28 protein-coding genes are annotated in these 15624 nt (G+C 50.5%); 23 read left to right on the top strand and 5 right to left on the bottom strand.

Features of this window, described 5'->3' with window-relative positions; translation table 11 throughout:
* Window position 1 precedes the first annotated feature (1 nt).
* From rplP to ACQG1K_RS20255, 23 genes are all read left to right on the top strand, one after another.
* Window positions 2-412 carry a 50S ribosomal protein L16 gene (gene rplP, locus ACQG1K_RS20365; RefSeq protein WP_002919759.1) on the top strand — a complete coding sequence of 137 codons (411 nt, stop codon included), beginning with the start codon at window positions 2-4 and terminating at the stop codon, window positions 410-412.
* Window positions 412-603 carry a 50S ribosomal protein L29 gene (gene rpmC, locus ACQG1K_RS20360; protein ID WP_003863282.1) on the top strand — a complete coding sequence of 64 codons (192 nt, stop codon included), beginning with the start codon at window positions 412-414 and terminating at the stop codon, window positions 601-603. The genes rplP and rpmC overlap by 1 nt, the downstream gene beginning before the upstream one ends.
* Window positions 603-857, top strand: a complete 255-nt coding sequence (rpsQ, locus tag ACQG1K_RS20355) for a 30S ribosomal protein S17 (RefSeq protein WP_002438707.1) — start codon at window positions 603-605, stop codon at window positions 855-857. The genes rpmC and rpsQ overlap by 1 nt, the downstream gene beginning before the upstream one ends.
* A 166-nt stretch (window positions 858-1023) precedes the next feature.
* Window positions 1024-1395: a 50S ribosomal protein L14 gene (rplN, locus tag ACQG1K_RS20350; protein WP_002919748.1), complete on the top strand. Its 372-nt coding sequence runs from the start codon at window positions 1024-1026 to the stop codon at window positions 1393-1395.
* 10 nt (window positions 1396-1405) lie between these two features.
* A complete protein-coding gene (gene rplX / locus ACQG1K_RS20345) occupies window positions 1406-1720 on the top strand; it encodes a 50S ribosomal protein L24 (protein WP_003863287.1) in 315 nt (104 codons plus the stop codon).
* 14 nt (window positions 1721-1734) lie between these two features.
* Window positions 1735-2274, top strand: coding sequence for a 50S ribosomal protein L5 (gene rplE / locus ACQG1K_RS20340; RefSeq protein WP_022649589.1), 540 nt, complete (start codon window positions 1735-1737; stop codon window positions 2272-2274).
* A gap of 14 nt (window positions 2275-2288) precedes the next feature.
* Window positions 2289-2594: a 30S ribosomal protein S14 gene (rpsN, locus tag ACQG1K_RS20335; RefSeq protein ID WP_003863291.1), complete on the top strand. Its 306-nt coding sequence runs from the start codon at window positions 2289-2291 to the stop codon at window positions 2592-2594.
* A 30-nt stretch (window positions 2595-2624) separates the two neighbouring features.
* The gene (gene rpsH, locus ACQG1K_RS20330) at window positions 2625-3017 is read left to right on the top strand and encodes a 30S ribosomal protein S8 (RefSeq protein ID WP_006178918.1); all 393 of its coding nucleotides are present in this window, start codon (window positions 2625-2627) and stop codon (window positions 3015-3017) included.
* Between the two features lie 12 nt (window positions 3018-3029).
* Complete coding sequence (gene rplF / locus ACQG1K_RS20325; protein ID WP_003863296.1) at window positions 3030-3563, top strand: 50S ribosomal protein L6; 534 nt, start codon at window positions 3030-3032, stop codon at window positions 3561-3563.
* 9 nt (window positions 3564-3572) lie between these two features.
* A complete protein-coding gene (rplR, locus tag ACQG1K_RS20320; protein WP_003863297.1) occupies window positions 3573-3926 on the top strand; it encodes a 50S ribosomal protein L18 in 354 nt (117 codons plus the stop codon).
* A 14-nt stretch (window positions 3927-3940) separates the two neighbouring features.
* Window positions 3941-4441, top strand: a complete 501-nt coding sequence (gene rpsE / locus ACQG1K_RS20315; protein WP_003863299.1) for a 30S ribosomal protein S5 — start codon at window positions 3941-3943, stop codon at window positions 4439-4441.
* 6 nt (window positions 4442-4447) lie between these two features.
* Complete coding sequence (gene rpmD, locus ACQG1K_RS20310; protein WP_003863301.1) at window positions 4448-4627, top strand: 50S ribosomal protein L30; 180 nt, start codon at window positions 4448-4450, stop codon at window positions 4625-4627.
* Window positions 4628-4630: 3 nt separating this feature from the next.
* On the top strand, window positions 4631-5065 hold the full coding sequence (gene rplO, locus ACQG1K_RS20305) for a 50S ribosomal protein L15 (protein WP_014885468.1): 435 nt from the start codon (window positions 4631-4633) through the stop codon (window positions 5063-5065).
* 7 nt (window positions 5066-5072) lie between these two features.
* The gene (secY, locus tag ACQG1K_RS20300) at window positions 5073-6404 is read left to right on the top strand and encodes a preprotein translocase subunit SecY (RefSeq protein ID WP_003863305.1); all 1332 of its coding nucleotides are present in this window, start codon (window positions 5073-5075) and stop codon (window positions 6402-6404) included.
* A 31-nt stretch (window positions 6405-6435) separates the two neighbouring features.
* On the top strand, window positions 6436-6552 hold the full coding sequence (rpmJ, locus tag ACQG1K_RS20295) for a 50S ribosomal protein L36 (protein ID WP_000868187.1): 117 nt from the start codon (window positions 6436-6438) through the stop codon (window positions 6550-6552).
* Between the two features lie 146 nt (window positions 6553-6698).
* On the top strand, window positions 6699-7055 hold the full coding sequence (gene rpsM / locus ACQG1K_RS20290) for a 30S ribosomal protein S13 (protein WP_003863308.1): 357 nt from the start codon (window positions 6699-6701) through the stop codon (window positions 7053-7055).
* 16 nt (window positions 7056-7071) lie between these two features.
* On the top strand, window positions 7072-7461 hold the full coding sequence (gene rpsK / locus ACQG1K_RS20285) for a 30S ribosomal protein S11 (protein ID WP_003863312.1): 390 nt from the start codon (window positions 7072-7074) through the stop codon (window positions 7459-7461).
* 32 nt (window positions 7462-7493) lie between these two features.
* Entirely contained in the window at window positions 7494-8114 is a 621-nt protein-coding gene (rpsD, locus tag ACQG1K_RS20280; protein WP_003863314.1) for a 30S ribosomal protein S4, read from the top strand.
* Window positions 8115-8139: 25 nt separating this feature from the next.
* Entirely contained in the window at window positions 8140-9129 is a 990-nt protein-coding gene (locus tag ACQG1K_RS20275; RefSeq protein ID WP_002919219.1) for a DNA-directed RNA polymerase subunit alpha, read from the top strand.
* A gap of 40 nt (window positions 9130-9169) precedes the next feature.
* Window positions 9170-9553 carry a 50S ribosomal protein L17 gene (gene rplQ / locus ACQG1K_RS20270; protein ID WP_001216368.1) on the top strand — a complete coding sequence of 128 codons (384 nt, stop codon included), beginning with the start codon at window positions 9170-9172 and terminating at the stop codon, window positions 9551-9553.
* Window positions 9554-9660: 107 nt separating this feature from the next.
* Entirely contained in the window at window positions 9661-10029 is a 369-nt protein-coding gene (locus tag ACQG1K_RS20265; RefSeq protein ID WP_155024841.1) for a DUF1992 domain-containing protein, read from the top strand.
* Window positions 10030-10031: 2 nt separating this feature from the next.
* Window positions 10032-10457, top strand: coding sequence for a Zn(2+)-responsive transcriptional regulator (zntR, locus tag ACQG1K_RS20260; RefSeq protein WP_367076562.1), 426 nt, complete (start codon window positions 10032-10034; stop codon window positions 10455-10457).
* 57 nt (window positions 10458-10514) lie between these two features.
* Window positions 10515-10730, top strand: a complete 216-nt coding sequence (locus ACQG1K_RS20255; protein WP_022649585.1) for an alternative ribosome-rescue factor A — start codon at window positions 10515-10517, stop codon at window positions 10728-10730.
* On the opposite strand, the gene mscL is transcribed toward ACQG1K_RS20255, so the two are convergent.
* The 5 genes from mscL to def all read right to left on the bottom strand — a co-directional run bounded on the left by mscL (window position 10731) and on the right by def (window position 15509).
* Complete coding sequence (gene mscL, locus ACQG1K_RS20250) at window positions 10731-11144, bottom strand: large-conductance mechanosensitive channel protein MscL (protein ID WP_003863335.1); 414 nt, start codon at window positions 11142-11144, stop codon at window positions 10731-10733. It lies immediately after the preceding gene.
* A 146-nt stretch (window positions 11145-11290) separates the two neighbouring features.
* Window positions 11291-12667, bottom strand: coding sequence for a Trk system potassium transporter TrkA (gene trkA, locus ACQG1K_RS20245; protein WP_003863337.1), 1377 nt, complete (start codon window positions 12665-12667; stop codon window positions 11291-11293).
* Window positions 12668-12689: 22 nt separating this feature from the next.
* Window positions 12690-13976 (bottom strand): 16S rRNA (cytosine(967)-C(5))-methyltransferase RsmB, encoded by a 1287-nt coding sequence (gene rsmB / locus ACQG1K_RS20240; RefSeq protein WP_026080642.1) that lies wholly within the window; start codon window positions 13974-13976, stop codon window positions 12690-12692.
* Between the two features lie 52 nt (window positions 13977-14028).
* Window positions 14029-14976: a methionyl-tRNA formyltransferase gene (gene fmt, locus ACQG1K_RS20235; protein WP_023298756.1), complete on the bottom strand. Its 948-nt coding sequence runs from the start codon at window positions 14974-14976 to the stop codon at window positions 14029-14031.
* A 23-nt stretch (window positions 14977-14999) separates the two neighbouring features.
* Window positions 15000-15509, bottom strand: a complete 510-nt coding sequence (gene def / locus ACQG1K_RS20230) for a peptide deformylase (RefSeq protein ID WP_150312970.1) — start codon at window positions 15507-15509, stop codon at window positions 15000-15002.
* Window positions 15510-15624 lie beyond the last annotated feature (115 nt).

The raw sequence follows: 15624 nt of genomic DNA, 5'->3' as shown, positions 1-15624 counted from the left end.
GATGTTACAACCAAAGCGTACAAAATTCCGTAAAGTGCACAAAGGCCGCAACCGTGGTCTGGCGCAGGGTACGGATGTTAGCTTCGGCACTTTCGGTCTGAAAGCTGTTGGCCGTGGTCGTCTGACTGCACGTCAGATCGAAGCAGCACGTCGTGCAATGACCCGTGCAGTTAAGCGTCAAGGTAAGATCTGGATCCGTGTATTCCCGGACAAACCGATCACCGAGAAGCCACTGGAAGTTCGTATGGGTAAAGGTAAAGGTAACGTGGAGTACTGGGTTGCCTTGATCCAACCGGGCAAAGTCCTTTATGAAATGGACGGTGTTCCGGAAGAGCTGGCCCGTGAAGCCTTCGGCCTGGCAGCAGCGAAACTGCCTATCAAAACCACCTTTGTAACTAAGACGGTGATGTAATGAAAGCAAAAGAGCTGCGTGAAAAAAGCGTTGAAGAGCTGAACGCTGAGCTGCTGAACCTGCTGCGTGAGCAGTTCAACCTGCGTATGCAGGCTGCAAGTGGCCAGCTGCAACAGACTCACCTGCTGAAGCAAGTGCGTCGCAATGTTGCGCGCGTTAAGACTTTACTGACTCAGAAGGCGGGTGCGTAATGACCGATAAAATCCGTACTCTGCAAGGTCGTGTTGTTAGCGATAAAATGGAGAAATCCATTGTTGTAGCTATCGAACGTTTTGTGAAACACCCGATCTACGGTAAATTCATCAAGCGTACGACCAAACTGCACGTACATGACGAGAACAACGAATGTGGTATCGGCGACAAGGTTGAAATCCGTGAATGCCGTCCACTGTCCAAGACTAAGTCCTGGACGCTGGTTCGCGTTGTAGAGAAAGCGGTTCTGTAATAGAGTACGCATTCTCAATACGAATAAACGGCTCAGCAATGAGCCGTTTATTTTTTCTACCCATATTGCAGAAGCGGTGTTATAATGCCGCGCCCTCGATATGGGGCTTTTTAACGGCTCTGATTTTAGAGTCTCAGGTAGTAGTTGACATTAGCGGAGCACTAAAATGATCCAAGAACAGACTATGCTGAACGTCGCCGACAACTCCGGTGCACGTCGCGTAATGTGTATCAAGGTTCTGGGTGGCTCGCACCGTCGCTACGCAGGCGTAGGCGACATCATCAAGATCACCATCAAGGAAGCAATTCCACGTGGTAAGGTCAAAAAAGGTGATGTGCTGAAGGCGGTAGTGGTGCGCACCAAGAAGGGTGTTCGTCGCCCTGACGGTTCTGTCATTCGCTTCGATGGTAATGCATGCGTTATTTTAAACAATAACAGCGAGCAGCCTATCGGCACGCGTATCTTTGGGCCGGTAACTCGTGAACTTCGTACTGAGAAGTTCATGAAAATTATCTCTCTGGCACCAGAAGTACTCTAAGGAGCGAATCATGGCAGCGAAAATCCGTCGTGATGACGAAGTTATCGTGTTAACCGGTAAAGATAAAGGTAAACGCGGTAAAGTAAAAAATGTTCTGTCTTCCGGCAAACTCGTCGTTGAAGGTATCAACCTGGTTAAGAAACATCAGAAGCCGGTTCCGGCCCTGAACCAACCAGGCGGCATCGTTGAAAAAGAAGCTGCTATTCAGGTTTCTAACGTTGCAATCTTCAATGCGGCTACCGGTAAGGCTGACCGTGTAGGCTTTAGATTCGAAGACGGCAAAAAAGTCCGTTTCTTCAAGTCTAACAGCGAAACTATCAAGTAATTTGGAGTAGTACGATGGCGAAACTGCATGATTACTACAAAGACGAAGTAGTTAACAAACTCATGACTGAGTTTAGCTACAATTCTGTCATGCAAGTCCCTCGGGTCGAGAAGATCACCCTGAACATGGGTGTTGGTGAAGCGATCGCTGACAAGAAACTGCTGGATAACGCAGCAGCTGACCTGACAGCAATCTCCGGTCAAAAACCGCTGATCACCAAAGCACGCAAATCTGTTGCAGGCTTCAAAATCCGTCAGGGCTATCCGATCGGCTGTAAAGTAACTCTGCGTGGCGAACGCATGTGGGAGTTCCTTGAGCGCCTGATCACTATTGCTGTTCCACGTATCCGTGACTTCCGTGGCTTGTCCGCTAAGTCTTTCGACGGTCGTGGTAACTACAGCATGGGTGTCCGTGAGCAGATCATCTTCCCAGAAATCGACTACGATAAAGTCGACCGCGTGCGTGGTTTGGATATTACCATTACCACTACTGCGAAATCTGATGAAGAAGGCCGTGCTCTGCTGGCTGCCTTTGACTTCCCGTTCCGCAAGTAAGGTAGGGTTACTGAATGGCTAAGCAATCAATGAAAGCACGCGAAGTAAAGCGCGTAGCTTTAGCTGATAAATTCTTCGCTAAACGCGCTGAACTGAAAGCGATCATTTCTGATGTGAACGCTTCCGACGAAGATCGTTGGAATGCGGTTCTCAAGCTGCAGTCTCTGCCGCGTGATTCCAGCCCGTCTCGTCAGCGTAACCGCTGTCGTCAAACAGGTCGTCCACATGGTTATGTGGGCAAGTTTGGGTTGAGCCGTATCAAACTGCGTGAAGCCGCCATGCGCGGTGAAGTACCAGGCTTGAAAAAGGCTAGCTGGTAATTACCAATTGAATCACGGGAGTAAAGACAGATGAGCATGCAAGATCCGATCGCGGATATGCTGACCCGTATCCGTAACGGTCAGGCCGCGAACAAAGTTGCGGTCACCATGCCTTCCGCCAAGCTGAAAGTGGCAATTGCCAACGTGCTGAAGGAAGAAGGTTTTATCGAAGATTTTAAAGTTGAAGGCGACACCAAGCCGGAACTGGAACTTACTCTCAAGTATTTCCAGGGTAAAGCTGTTGTAGAAAGCATTCAGCGTGTCAGCCGCCCAGGCCTGCGCATCTATAAGAAAAAAGATGAGCTGCCAAAAGTAATGGCTGGTCTTGGTATCGCAGTTGTTTCTACCTCTAAAGGTGTTATGACTGATCGTGCAGCGCGCCAGGCTGGTCTTGGTGGCGAAATTATCTGCTACGTAGCCTAATCGGAGGAAAGAATGTCTCGTGTTGCTAAAGCACCGGTCGTTATTCCTGCCGGCGTTGATGTCAAAATCGACGGTCAGGTTATTACGATCAAAGGTAAAAACGGCGAGCTGACTCGTACCCTCAACAAAGCTGTTGAAGTTAAACATGCAGATAACGCTCTGACCTTCGGTCCACGTGATGGTTTCGTGGATGGATGGGCTCAGGCTGGTACCGCGCGTGCCCTGCTGAACTCAATGGTTGTTGGTGTTACCGAAGGCTTCACTAAAAAGCTTCAGCTGGTTGGTGTAGGTTATCGTGCAGCTATCAAAGGGAATGCAGTAGGCCTGTCTCTGGGCTTCTCACACCCTGTTGAGCATCCGCTGCCGGCCGGAATCACTGCAGAATGCCCGACTCAGACTGAAATCGTGCTGAAAGGCGCTGATAAACAGCTGATCGGTCAGGTTGCAGCAGATCTGCGCGCCTACCGTCGTCCTGAGCCTTATAAAGGCAAGGGTGTTCGTTACGCCGACGAAGTCGTGCGTACCAAAGAGGCTAAGAAGAAGTAAGGTAACACTATGGATAAGAAATCTGCTCGTATCCGTCGTGCGACCCGCGCACGCCGCAAGCTCAAAGAGCTGGGTGCAACTCGCCTGGTGGTACATCGTACCCCGCGTCATATTTACGCACAGGTAATTGCACCGAACGGTTCTGAAGTTCTGGTAGCTGCTTCTACTGTAGAAAAAGCTATCTCAGAACAATTGAAGTATACCGGTAACAAAGACGCCGCTGCAGCTGTAGGTAAAGCTGTTGCAGAACGCGCTCTGGAAAAAGGCATCAGCAATGTTTCCTTTGACCGTTCCGGGTTCCAATATCATGGTCGTGTCCAGGCACTGGCAGATGCTGCCCGTGAAGCTGGCCTTCAGTTCTAAGGTAGAGGTGTAAGATGGCTCACATCGAAAAACAGGCTGGCGAACTGCAGGAAAAGCTGATCGCGGTAAACCGCGTATCTAAAACCGTTAAAGGTGGTCGTATTTTCTCCTTCACAGCTCTGACTGTAGTGGGTGATGGTAACGGTCGCGTTGGTTTTGGTTACGGTAAAGCGCGTGAAGTTCCAGCAGCGATCCAGAAAGCGATGGAAAAAGCCCGTCGCAATATGATTAACGTCGCGCTGAACAACGGTACCCTGCAACACCCAGTTAAAGGTGTTCACACGGGTTCTCGTGTATTCATGCAGCCAGCTTCCGAAGGTACCGGTATCATCGCCGGTGGTGCAATGCGCGCCGTTCTGGAAGTTGCTGGAGTTCATAACGTTCTGGCTAAAGCATATGGTTCCACCAACCCGATCAACGTGGTTCGTGCAACTATTGATGGCCTGGAAAATATGAATTCTCCAGAAATGGTCGCTGCCAAGCGTGGTAAATCCGTTGAAGAAATTCTGGGGTAATTGACCATGGCAAAGACTATTAAAATCACTCAAACCCGCAGTGCAATCGGTCGTCTGCCGAAACACAAGGCAACGCTGCTTGGCCTGGGTCTGCGTCGTATTGGTCATACCGTTGAGCGCGAGGATACTCCTGCTGTTCGTGGTATGGTCAACGCGGTTTACTTCATGGTTAAAGTTGAGGAGTAAGAGATGCGTTTAAATACTCTGTCTCCGGCCGAAGGCTCTAAAAAGGCGGGTAAACGCCTGGGTCGTGGTATCGGTTCTGGCCTCGGCAAAACCGGTGGTCGTGGTCACAAAGGTCAGAACTCTCGTTCTGGCGGTGGCGTACGTCGCGGTTTCGAGGGTGGCCAGATGCCACTGTACCGTCGTCTGCCGAAGTTCGGCTTCACCTCTCGCAAAGCAGCGATTACAGCGGAAATCCGTCTGTCTGACCTGGCGAAAGTTGAAGGCGGCGTTGTAGACCTGAATACGCTGAAAGCGGCTAACATTATCGGCATCCAGATCGAGTTCGCGAAAGTGATCCTGTCTGGTGAAGTTTCTACTCCGGTAACTGTTCGTGGCCTGCGTGTTACTAAAGGTGCTCGTGCTGCTATCGAAGCTGCTGGCGGTAAAATTGAGGAATAAGTAGCAGATGGCTAAGCAACCGGGATTAGATTTTCAAAGTGCCAAAGGTGGATTTGGCGAGCTGAAACGCAGACTGCTGTTTGTAATCGGCGCGCTGATTGTGTTCCGTATTGGCTCTTTTATTCCGATCCCTGGTATTGATGCCGCTGTACTTGCCAAACTGCTTGAGCAACAGCGAGGCACCATCATTGAAATGTTCAACATGTTCTCTGGTGGTGCTCTCAGCCGTGCTTCTATTTTCGCACTGGGTATTATGCCGTACATTTCGGCATCGATTATTATCCAGCTGCTGACGGTCGTTCATCCGGCCCTGGCAGAGTTGAAGAAAGAAGGGGAGTCTGGACGTCGTAAGATTAGCCAGTACACCCGTTACGGCACTCTGGTGCTGGCAATATTCCAGTCGATCGGTATTGCTACCGGTCTTCCGAATATGCCTGGTATGCAGGGCCTGGTATTAAACCCAGGCTTTGCATTCTATTTCACCGCTGTTGTAAGTCTGGTCACAGGGACCATGTTCCTGATGTGGCTCGGCGAACAGATTACTGAACGAGGTATCGGTAACGGTATCTCAATCATTATCTTCGCCGGTATCGTTGCGGGTCTCCCGCCGGCCATCGCCCATACTATCGAGCAAGCGCGTCAAGGCGACCTGCACTTCCTCCTGTTGCTGTTGGTTGCAGTATTAGTATTTGCAGTGACGTTCTTTGTTGTCTTCGTTGAACGTGGTCAACGCCGCATTGTGGTGAACTACGCTAAACGTCAGCAGGGTCGTCGTGTCTATGCTGCACAGAGCACACATTTACCGCTGAAAGTGAATATGGCGGGGGTTATCCCGGCTATCTTCGCTTCCAGTATTATTCTGTTCCCGGCAACCATCGCGTCATGGTTCGGGGGCGGTACTGGTTGGAACTGGCTGACAACAATTTCGCTGTATTTGCAGCCTGGGCAACCACTTTATGTGTTACTCTATGCGTCTGCGATCATCTTCTTCTGTTTCTTCTACACGGCGTTGGTCTTCAACCCGCGTGAAACAGCAGATAACCTGAAGAAGTCCGGTGCATTTGTACCAGGAATTCGTCCGGGAGAGCAAACGGCGAAGTATATCGATAAAGTAATGACTCGCCTGACTTTGGTTGGTGCGCTTTATATTACTTTTATCTGCCTGATCCCGGAGTTCATGCGTGATGCAATGAAAGTACCGTTCTACTTCGGTGGGACCTCACTGCTTATCGTTGTTGTCGTGATTATGGACTTTATGGCTCAAGTGCAAACTCTGATGATGTCCAGTCAGTATGAGTCTGCATTGAAGAAGGCGAACCTGAAAGGCTACGGCCGCTAAATGGTCGTCTGAGAAGTTACGGAGAGTAAAAATGAAAGTTCGTGCTTCCGTCAAGAAATTATGCCGTAACTGCAAAATCGTTAAGCGTGATGGTGTCATCCGTGTGATTTGCAGTGCCGAGCCGAAGCATAAACAGCGCCAAGGCTGATTATTTCGCATATTTTTCTTGCAAAGTTGGGTTGAGCTGGCTAGATTAGCCAGCCAATCTTTTGTATGTCTGTACGTTTCCATTTGAGTATCCTGAAAACGGGCTTTTCAGCATGGTGCGTACATATTAAATAGTAGGAGTGCATAGTGGCCCGTATAGCAGGCATTAACATTCCTGATCAGAAACATGCTGTGATCGCATTAACTTCGATCTACGGCGTCGGCAAGACCCGTTCCAAAGCCATTCTGGCTGCAGCGGGTATCGCTGAAGATGTTAAGATCAGTGAGCTGTCTGAAGAACAAATCGACACGCTGCGTGACGAAGTTGCCAAATTTGTCGTTGAAGGTGATCTGCGCCGTGAAATCAGCATGAGCATCAAGCGCCTGATGGATCTTGGTTGCTATCGCGGTTTGCGTCATCGTCGTGGTCTGCCAGTGCGCGGTCAGCGTACTAAGACCAACGCACGTACCCGTAAGGGTCCGCGCAAACCGATCAAGAAATAATCGGGGTGATTGAATAATGGCAAAGGCACCAGTTCGTGCACGTAAACGTGTAAGAAAACAAGTCTCTGACGGCGTGGCTCATATCCATGCTTCTTTCAACAACACCATCGTTACTATTACTGATCGTCAGGGTAACGCATTGGGTTGGGCAACAGCCGGTGGTTCCGGTTTCCGTGGTTCTCGCAAATCCACTCCGTTCGCAGCTCAGGTTGCAGCAGAGCGTTGCGCTGAAGCCGTAAAAGAATACGGCATCAAGAATCTGGAAGTTATGGTTAAAGGTCCGGGTCCGGGTCGTGAATCTACTGTTCGCGCTCTGAACGCCGCTGGTTTCCGCATCACGAATATTACTGATGTGACTCCGATCCCTCATAACGGTTGTCGTCCGCCGAAAAAACGTCGCGTATAACGCTCGTTTTTTAGGTTAGTTGGAGATAGAAAATGGCAAGATATTTGGGTCCTAAGCTCAAGCTGAGCCGTCGTGAGGGCACCGACTTATTCCTTAAGTCTGGCGTTCGCGCGATCGATACCAAGTGTAAAATTGAACAAGCTCCTGGCCAGCACGGTGCGCGTAAACCGCGTCTGTCTGACTATGGTGTGCAGTTGCGTGAAAAGCAAAAAGTTCGCCGTATCTACGGTGTGCTGGAGCGTCAGTTCCGTAACTACTATAAAGAAGCAGCACGTCTGAAAGGCAACACAGGTGAAAACCTGCTGGCTCTGCTGGAAGGTCGTCTGGACAACGTTGTATACCGTATGGGCTTCGGCGCGACTCGTGCTGAATCACGCCAGTTGGTTAGCCATAAAGCAATCATGGTAAACGGTCGTGTTGTTAACATCGCTTCTTATCAGGTTAAAGCGAATGACGTTGTTAGCATTCGTGAGAAAGCGAAAAAGCAATCTCGCGTGAAAGCCGCTCTGGAGCTGGCTGAGCAGCGTGAAAAGCCAACCTGGCTGGAAGTTGATGCTGGCAAGATGGAAGGTACGTTCAAGCGTCAGCCTGAGCGTTCTGATCTGTCTGCGGACATTAACGAACACCTGATCGTCGAGCTTTACTCCAAGTAAAGCTTAGTACCAAAGAGAGGACACAATGCAGGGTTCTGTGACAGAGTTTCTAAAACCGCGCCTGGTAGATATCGAGCAAGTGAGTTCGACGCACGCCAAGGTGACCCTTGAGCCTTTAGAGCGTGGCTTTGGCCATACTCTGGGTAACGCACTGCGCCGTATTCTGCTCTCATCGATGCCGGGTTGCGCGGTGACCGAGGTTGAGATTGATGGTGTACTTCATGAGTACAGCACCAAAGAAGGCGTTCAGGAAGATATCCTTGAAATCCTGCTCAACCTGAAAGGGCTGGCGGTGAGAGTTCAGGGTAAAGATGAAGTTATTCTTACTCTGAATAAATCTGGCATTGGCCCTGTGACTGCAGCCGACATCACCCACGACGGTGATGTTGAAATCGTCAAGCCGCAGCACGTGATCTGCCACCTGACCGATGAGAACGCAGCTATTAGCATGCGTATCAAAGTTCAGCGCGGTCGTGGTTATGTGCCGGCTTCTGCCCGAATTCATTCGGAAGAAGATGAGCGCCCAATCGGCCGTCTGCTGGTCGACGCATGCTACAGCCCTGTAGAGCGTATTGCCTACAATGTTGAAGCAGCGCGTGTAGAACAGCGTACCGACCTGGACAAGCTGGTCATCGAAATGGAAACCAATGGCACAATCGATCCTGAAGAGGCGATTCGTCGTGCGGCAACCATCCTGGCAGAACAACTGGAAGCTTTCGTTGACTTACGTGATGTACGTCAGCCGGAAGTGAAAGAAGAGAAACCAGAATTCGATCCGATCCTGCTGCGCCCTGTTGACGATCTGGAATTGACTGTCCGCTCTGCTAACTGCCTCAAGGCAGAAGCTATCCACTATATCGGTGATCTGGTACAGCGTACCGAGGTTGAGTTGCTGAAAACGCCGAACCTGGGTAAAAAATCTCTTACCGAGATTAAAGACGTGCTGGCTTCACGTGGTCTGTCTCTGGGCATGCGCCTGGAAAACTGGCCACCGGCAAGCATTGCTGACGAGTAACCGGATCACAGGTTAAGGTTTTACTGAGAAGGATAAGGTCATGCGCCATCGTAAGAGTGGTCGTCAACTGAACCGCAACAGCAGCCATCGCCAGGCTATGTTCCGCAACATGGCAGGTTCACTGGTTCGTCATGAAATCATCAAGACGACCCTGCCTAAAGCGAAAGAGCTGCGTCGCGTAGTTGAGCCGCTGATTACTCTTGCCAAGACTGACAGCGTTGCTAATCGTCGTCTGGCATTCGCCCGTACTCGTGATAACGAGATCGTGGCAAAACTGTTTAACGAACTGGGCCCGCGTTTCGCGAGCCGTGCCGGTGGTTACACTCGCATTCTGAAGTGTGGCTTCCGTGCAGGCGACAACGCGCCGATGGCATACATCGAGCTGGTTGATCGTTCAGAGAAAGCAGAAGCTGCTGCAGAGTAATCTGTAGTAACGTAAAAAAACCCGCCTCGGCGGGTTTTTTTATATCCGCAGAATCTCCACTTATCTACAATGTCTGTATCTTTTCTGCTCATCCCCTGGAGTTCATTATGTGGTTGCTCGATCAGTGGGCTGAACGCCATATTAGCGATGCCCAAAACAAAGGCGAGTTTGAAAATCTCCCCGGTAGCGGTGAGCCACTGGTGCTGGACGATGATTCACACATTCCCTCTGAATTACGGGCCGGTTATCGCTTACTGAAAAACGCAGGTTGTTTACCCCCTGAACTTCAGCAACGCAATGAAGCCGTCGAGCTTGCCGATCTGCTTAAAGGCATTCATAAGAATGACCCGCGGTACTCCGAAATCAGTCGTCGGTTAGCGCTCATCGAGCTAAAACTGCGCCAGACGGGAATGAATACTGACTTTTTGCATGGTGAGTACAGTGAAAGGTTAATGCAAAAAATAAACGAGGAGTAGCCATGTACCGCATAGGTGAACTTGCGAAGCTTGCTAACGTAACGCCGGATACTATCCGCTACTACGAAAAGCAGCAGATGATCGATCATGAGGTCAGAACAGAAGGTGGATTTCGCCTTTATACGGATAACGACCTGCAACGCCTTCGTTTTATCCGCTATGCCCGGCAACTCGGCTTCACGCTGGAGTCGATCCGTGAACTGCTGTCGATCCGTATCGATCCTGAACATCATACGTGTCAGGAATCTAAAAGCATCGTTCAGGCCCGGCTGGATGAAGTTGAAGGACGAATTCAGGAGCTGCAGGCCATGCAACGATCTCTACAAAGGCTGAATGACACGTGCTGCGGTACTGCTCACAGCAGTGTTTATTGCTCAATACTGGAAGCCCTTGAACAGGGCGCCAGTAGTGAAACTCAGGGTTGTTGATTTTTTATCAGCCACGGACTAGACTCCCGCCGATATTAACTATGCTCAGGAGAAATGATGAGCCGCTATCAGCATACTAAGGGACAAATTAAGGATAACGCCATTGAGGCATTGCTTCACGACCCGCTTTTTAGACAGCGTGTTGAGAAGAACAAGAAGGGAAAAGGGAGTTATTTGCGTAAAGGTAAACATGCACAACGTGGTAACTGGGAGGCCAGTGGCAAGCAAGCTAATCGCTTTTTTACCACTGGCCTTTCTGTTTCTCTCGCCTGATTAAACGCGGTTATTCTGCTCTTTTAACAGATCGCGAATTTCAGTCAGTAAGACTTCTTCTTTAGTTGGTGCTGGCGGGGCAGCAGCCGGTTCTTCTTTTTTACGGTTAAGTCTGTTGATAAGTTTGATCGCCATGAAAATGGCAAATGCCACGATCACGAAATCAAATACGTTCTGAATGAATACGCCGTAGTGCATTACAACCGCAGGGATATCGCCCTGAGCTTCCCGAAGGGTGAAGGCGAATTGTTTGAAATCAATGCCTCCAATCAACAGTCCTAACGGCGGCATAATAATGTCGGCGACTAATGATGAAACGATCTTACCGAACGCCGCACCAATAATGACACCCACAGCCAAATCCACCACATTCCCGCGCATCGCAAATTCGCGAAATTCTTTAATAAAACTCATTATGTTCTCCTTGTGCCAGCTGACGCCTATAAGTTTAACAAATGATTAGCTAATTGCCATTGGGGATAAATAATCGTTATGAAAAATAAAAGGCATGAAAATTAGAAGGTTAATATTTGGGTGCCCTCGTCTGAGCACCCAAATCATTACAGGAAGAACGGGCTTGGCTGGAATAAACGCTCGACGTCGGTAATAAATTTTTTATCGGTCAGGAACATAATAACGTGGTCACCCTGCTCAATACGTAAATTATCATTGGCGATCATCACATCATTACCTCGCACTACTGCGCCGATAATGGTGCCTGGTGGAAGTTTAATTTCATCGATTGCGCGACCAACAACGCGTGACGTCGTTTCATCCCCGTGAGCGACGGCTTCAATGGCTTCAGCAACACCACGACGAAGAGATGACACGCCGACAATATCCGCTTTACGCACATGGCTTAGCAGGGCAGAGATGGTGGCTTGCTGGGGTGAAATAGCAATATCAATTACGCTACCCTGTACCAGATCGACATAAGCCTTACGCTGGATAAGCACCATAACTTTTTTCGCCCCCATACGTTTAGCGAGCATGGCGGACATAATATTCGCTTCGTCGTCGTTGGTGACGGCAATAAAAAGATCAACCTGATCGATATGCTCTTCGGCCAGCAATTCCTGATCCGAAGCATCGCCATAAAACACGATGGTATTCTGAAGTTTTTCAGCCAGCTCTGACGCGCGTTGTTGATCCCGTTCGATCAGCTTCACGCTATAGTCTTTTTCCAGCCGTCTCGCCAGACCTGCGCCAATATTACCGCCGCCAACCAGCATAATACGTTTATACGGTTTTTCGAGACGCTGTAGTTCACTCATCACCGCACGGATATGCTGAGAAGCCGCAATAAAGAAGACTTCATCCCCGGCTTCTACAATGGTGGAACCTTGCGGACGAATAGGTCTGTCGTGACGGAAAATCGCCGCAACACGCGTATCGATATGTGGCATATGCTCGCGCATTGTCGACAGGGCATTACCAATCAGCGGGCCCCCGTAATAAGCCTTCACGACCGCCAGGCTTACTTTCCCTTCAGCAAAGTTCACAACCTGCAACGCGCCCGGGTACTCAATCAGACGATAAATACTGTCGATAACCAGCTGTTCAGGCGCAATAAGATGGTCGATGGGTACCGCTTCGGAATTAAACAGCTTCTCCGCATCCCGGACATAGTCCGGAGAACGAATGCGGGCGATGCGGTTTGGGGTGTTGAAAAGCGAGTAGGCCACCTGACATGCAACCATGTTGGTTTCATCAGAACTGGTTACTGCAACCAGCATGTCGGCATCGTCCGCGCCCGCTTCCCGAAGCACACGTGGATGAGAGCCGTGCCCCTGAACAACGCGGAGGTCGAACTTGTCCTGCAAAACGCGCAGGCGATCGCCATTGGTATCCACAATGGTGATATCGTTGTTTTCACCCACGAGATTTTCCGCCAGCGTTCCGCCAACTTGCCCTGCGCCCAGAATGATAATTTTCATCTTTCGTGACCTGTTCTCAACATCACTCTTTGATTAGCTTAGCGTAAAAGAAGCCATCACCCTCTTCTGCGCCCGGCAGGTTTTGCAGACCCGGGTGCTCAGGCGTTCCCGTATCGTGCAGCGTAGCGTCCGGGGTGCGTTTCAGGAAAGCCGCAATTTGCTGACTGTTCTCTTCCGGGAGAACAGAGCAGGTTGCATACACGAGGGTTCCGCCGGGTTTGAGATGCGGCCAGATGGCATCCAGAATTTCGGATTGCAACTGGGCAAGCTCCTTGATATCACGATCGCGACGCAGCCATTTGATATCGGGATGACGACGAATCACGCCGGTTGCTGAGCAGGGGGCGTCCAGCAAAATGCGATCGAACCGGGTATCACCACACCAGTCAGCGGGTTTGCGTCCATCGCCTTGCTTAACCTGTGCTTTCATACCCAGACGCTTAAGGTTGTCATAGACGCGTGAAAGGCGCTGCTCATCAACATCCACGGCCATCACGCTGGCCTGCGGCGCCACTTCCAGGATGTGCGTTGTTTTCCCCCCTGGCGCCGCACAGAGATCGAGGATCTGCTCCCCGTCTTTCGGCTCAAGCCAGGTCATGCAGCCCTGAGCAGATGCGTCCTGTACCGTTACCCAGCCCTCTTCAAAACCGGGTAATGCATGTACCGGTGCAGGGGAGGCTAAACGAACCGCATCAGGATAAGCAGCGTGTGTGAAGCCGCTCATTCCGGCCTCTTCCAGCAGGGCCAGCCATGCGTCGCGTGTATGATGGTTACGATTGACGCGTAACCACATCGGCGGACGTTGATTATTGGCATCCACAATGTCTTGCCATTGCTGTGGGTAGGCTTTTTTAAGGCGATTCAGCAGCCATTCAGGGTGAAGGAAGCGCGCTTCGCTTTGCGCAAATTCTGCCAGCAGTTCGTCCTGCTGACGCTGGAACTGACGCAGCACGCCGTTGATCAATCCTTTTAGCTGAGGACGTTTAATCGCAACGGCACCCTCCACTGTCTCGGCCAGCGCAGCATGAGGTGGAATGCGGGTATGAAGAAGCTGGTAGAAACCGACCATGATCAAATAATGCACGGTACGCTGCTTGCCGCTCATCGGGCGTGACATCAGCTTGTTAATCAACCACTCAAGCTGAGAGAGGGTGCGCAGCACGCCAAAGCACAGCTCCTGAAGCAGGGCTTTGTCTTTATCGGAAACCTTTTGTTGCAGTGGAGGCAGGACATTACTCAGTGACTGGCCCTGCTCGATAACCTGCTCAACGGCCTGAGCCGCCATAGTGCGTAGATTTTGTCTTTTCATAACCGTAAAAATAAAAATGCCCGGAAACACCGGGCCTTAAGAATAAATTTGTTCAGGCAAGGCGATTGCCAGGGATGAACCATTCACGACGAGAATTTAATAGATCCTGCGCGCTCATTGCCTTTTTACCGGCCGGTTGCAGCGATTCAAGATTCAGTATCCCTTCTCCGGTCGCAACCTGGATACCGTTTTTGCTGGCGTCGATAATCGTACCGGGCTCTGCCGATGCATTGCCGTTAATAACTGAAGCTTTCCAGACTTTCACTGGCTGCTCATCAATCATCAACCAGCTCATCGGCCATGGATTAAAGGCGCGAATGCAGCGTTCGAGTTGAGCTGCTGACAGGGACCAGTCGATCCGGGCTTCTTCTTTACTCAGTTTCTCAGCATAGGTCACCTGTGCCTCATCCTGCACTTCAGGTGTCGCTGTATTGTCAGCAAGCTGTTGCAGCGTCTCAATCAGCCCCTGCGGGCCGAGATCCGCCAGCTTGTCATACAGCGTGGCGCTGGTATCTTCTGCGGTGATGGGACACGCCAGTTTATACAGCATGTCGCCCGTGTCTAAACCTACGTCCATCTTCATGATTGTCACGCCAGTTTCAGCATCGCCTGCCCACAGAGCGCGCTGAATAGGGGCTGCACCACGCCAGCGTGGGAGCAAAGAACCATGAACGTTAACACAGCCCAGGCGGGGCATATCAAGTACCGCTTTCGGCAGAATGAGGCCGTAAGCCACAACTACCATCACGTCCGCGTTCAGGTCTGCCACTAACTTCTGGTTTTCCTCAGGTCGTAATGACGCAGGCTGGAAAACCGGTAAACCATGTGTTTCTGCCAGTACCTTAACCGGGCCAGGCATCAGTTTTTTACCGCGGCCAGCCGGACGGTCCGGCTGAGTAAATACGCCAACAATCTGATGGCCAGACGTTAACAGCGCGTCGAGATGACGCGCTGCAAAATCAGGGGTACCCGCGAAGATTATACGTAGTGATGTAGACACGTTATTCCTTGTATCCGGGGGCGTTAAGCGCGAGAACGCAAACGATCCAGTTTCTCAACTTTCTGACGAATACGCTGTTGCTTCAGAGGTGAGAGGTAATCGATAAACAGTTTACCGACCAGGTGATCCATCTCATGCTGAATGCAAATCGCCAGCAGATCGTCGGCTTCCAGCTCAAACGGATTGCCGTCACGATCCAGTGCGCGGATTTTAACTTTTTCGGCACGTGGCACCAAAGCGCGCTGTTCAGGGATAGACAGACAGCCTTCCTCAATACCTGTTTCGCCGCTTTTTTCCAGCAGCTCAGGGTTGATCAGCACCAGGCGCTCATCACGACTTTCAGAAACGTCGATCACAATAATACGTTTGTGAATGTCTACCTGGGTCGCGGCAAGGCCAATGCCTTCTTCAGCGTACATGGTATCGAACATATCATCGACGATACGCTGAATTTCTGCATTCACTTCTTTAACCGGTTCCGCGACGATGCGAAGGCGCTCGTCAGGAATATGTAACACTTGCAAAACTGCCATAAATTTCCAGAGTCGTGTTCAGGAGTTGATAAGAATATTACTTCTATTCTAGACAAATCCCCGGTCGATTGACAGCATCAGTGACCAATCGCAAAGATTGCTGAGGCTGCTTATG

It is taken from the genome of Enterobacter cloacae complex sp. 402C9 (genome assembly GCF_050030745.1).
Classification (GTDB): domain Bacteria; phylum Pseudomonadota; class Gammaproteobacteria; order Enterobacterales; family Enterobacteriaceae; genus Enterobacter; species Enterobacter intestinihominis.
Note: the sequence above shows the minus strand (reverse complement) of the source record. Positions and strands in the feature narration are given on the sequence as shown.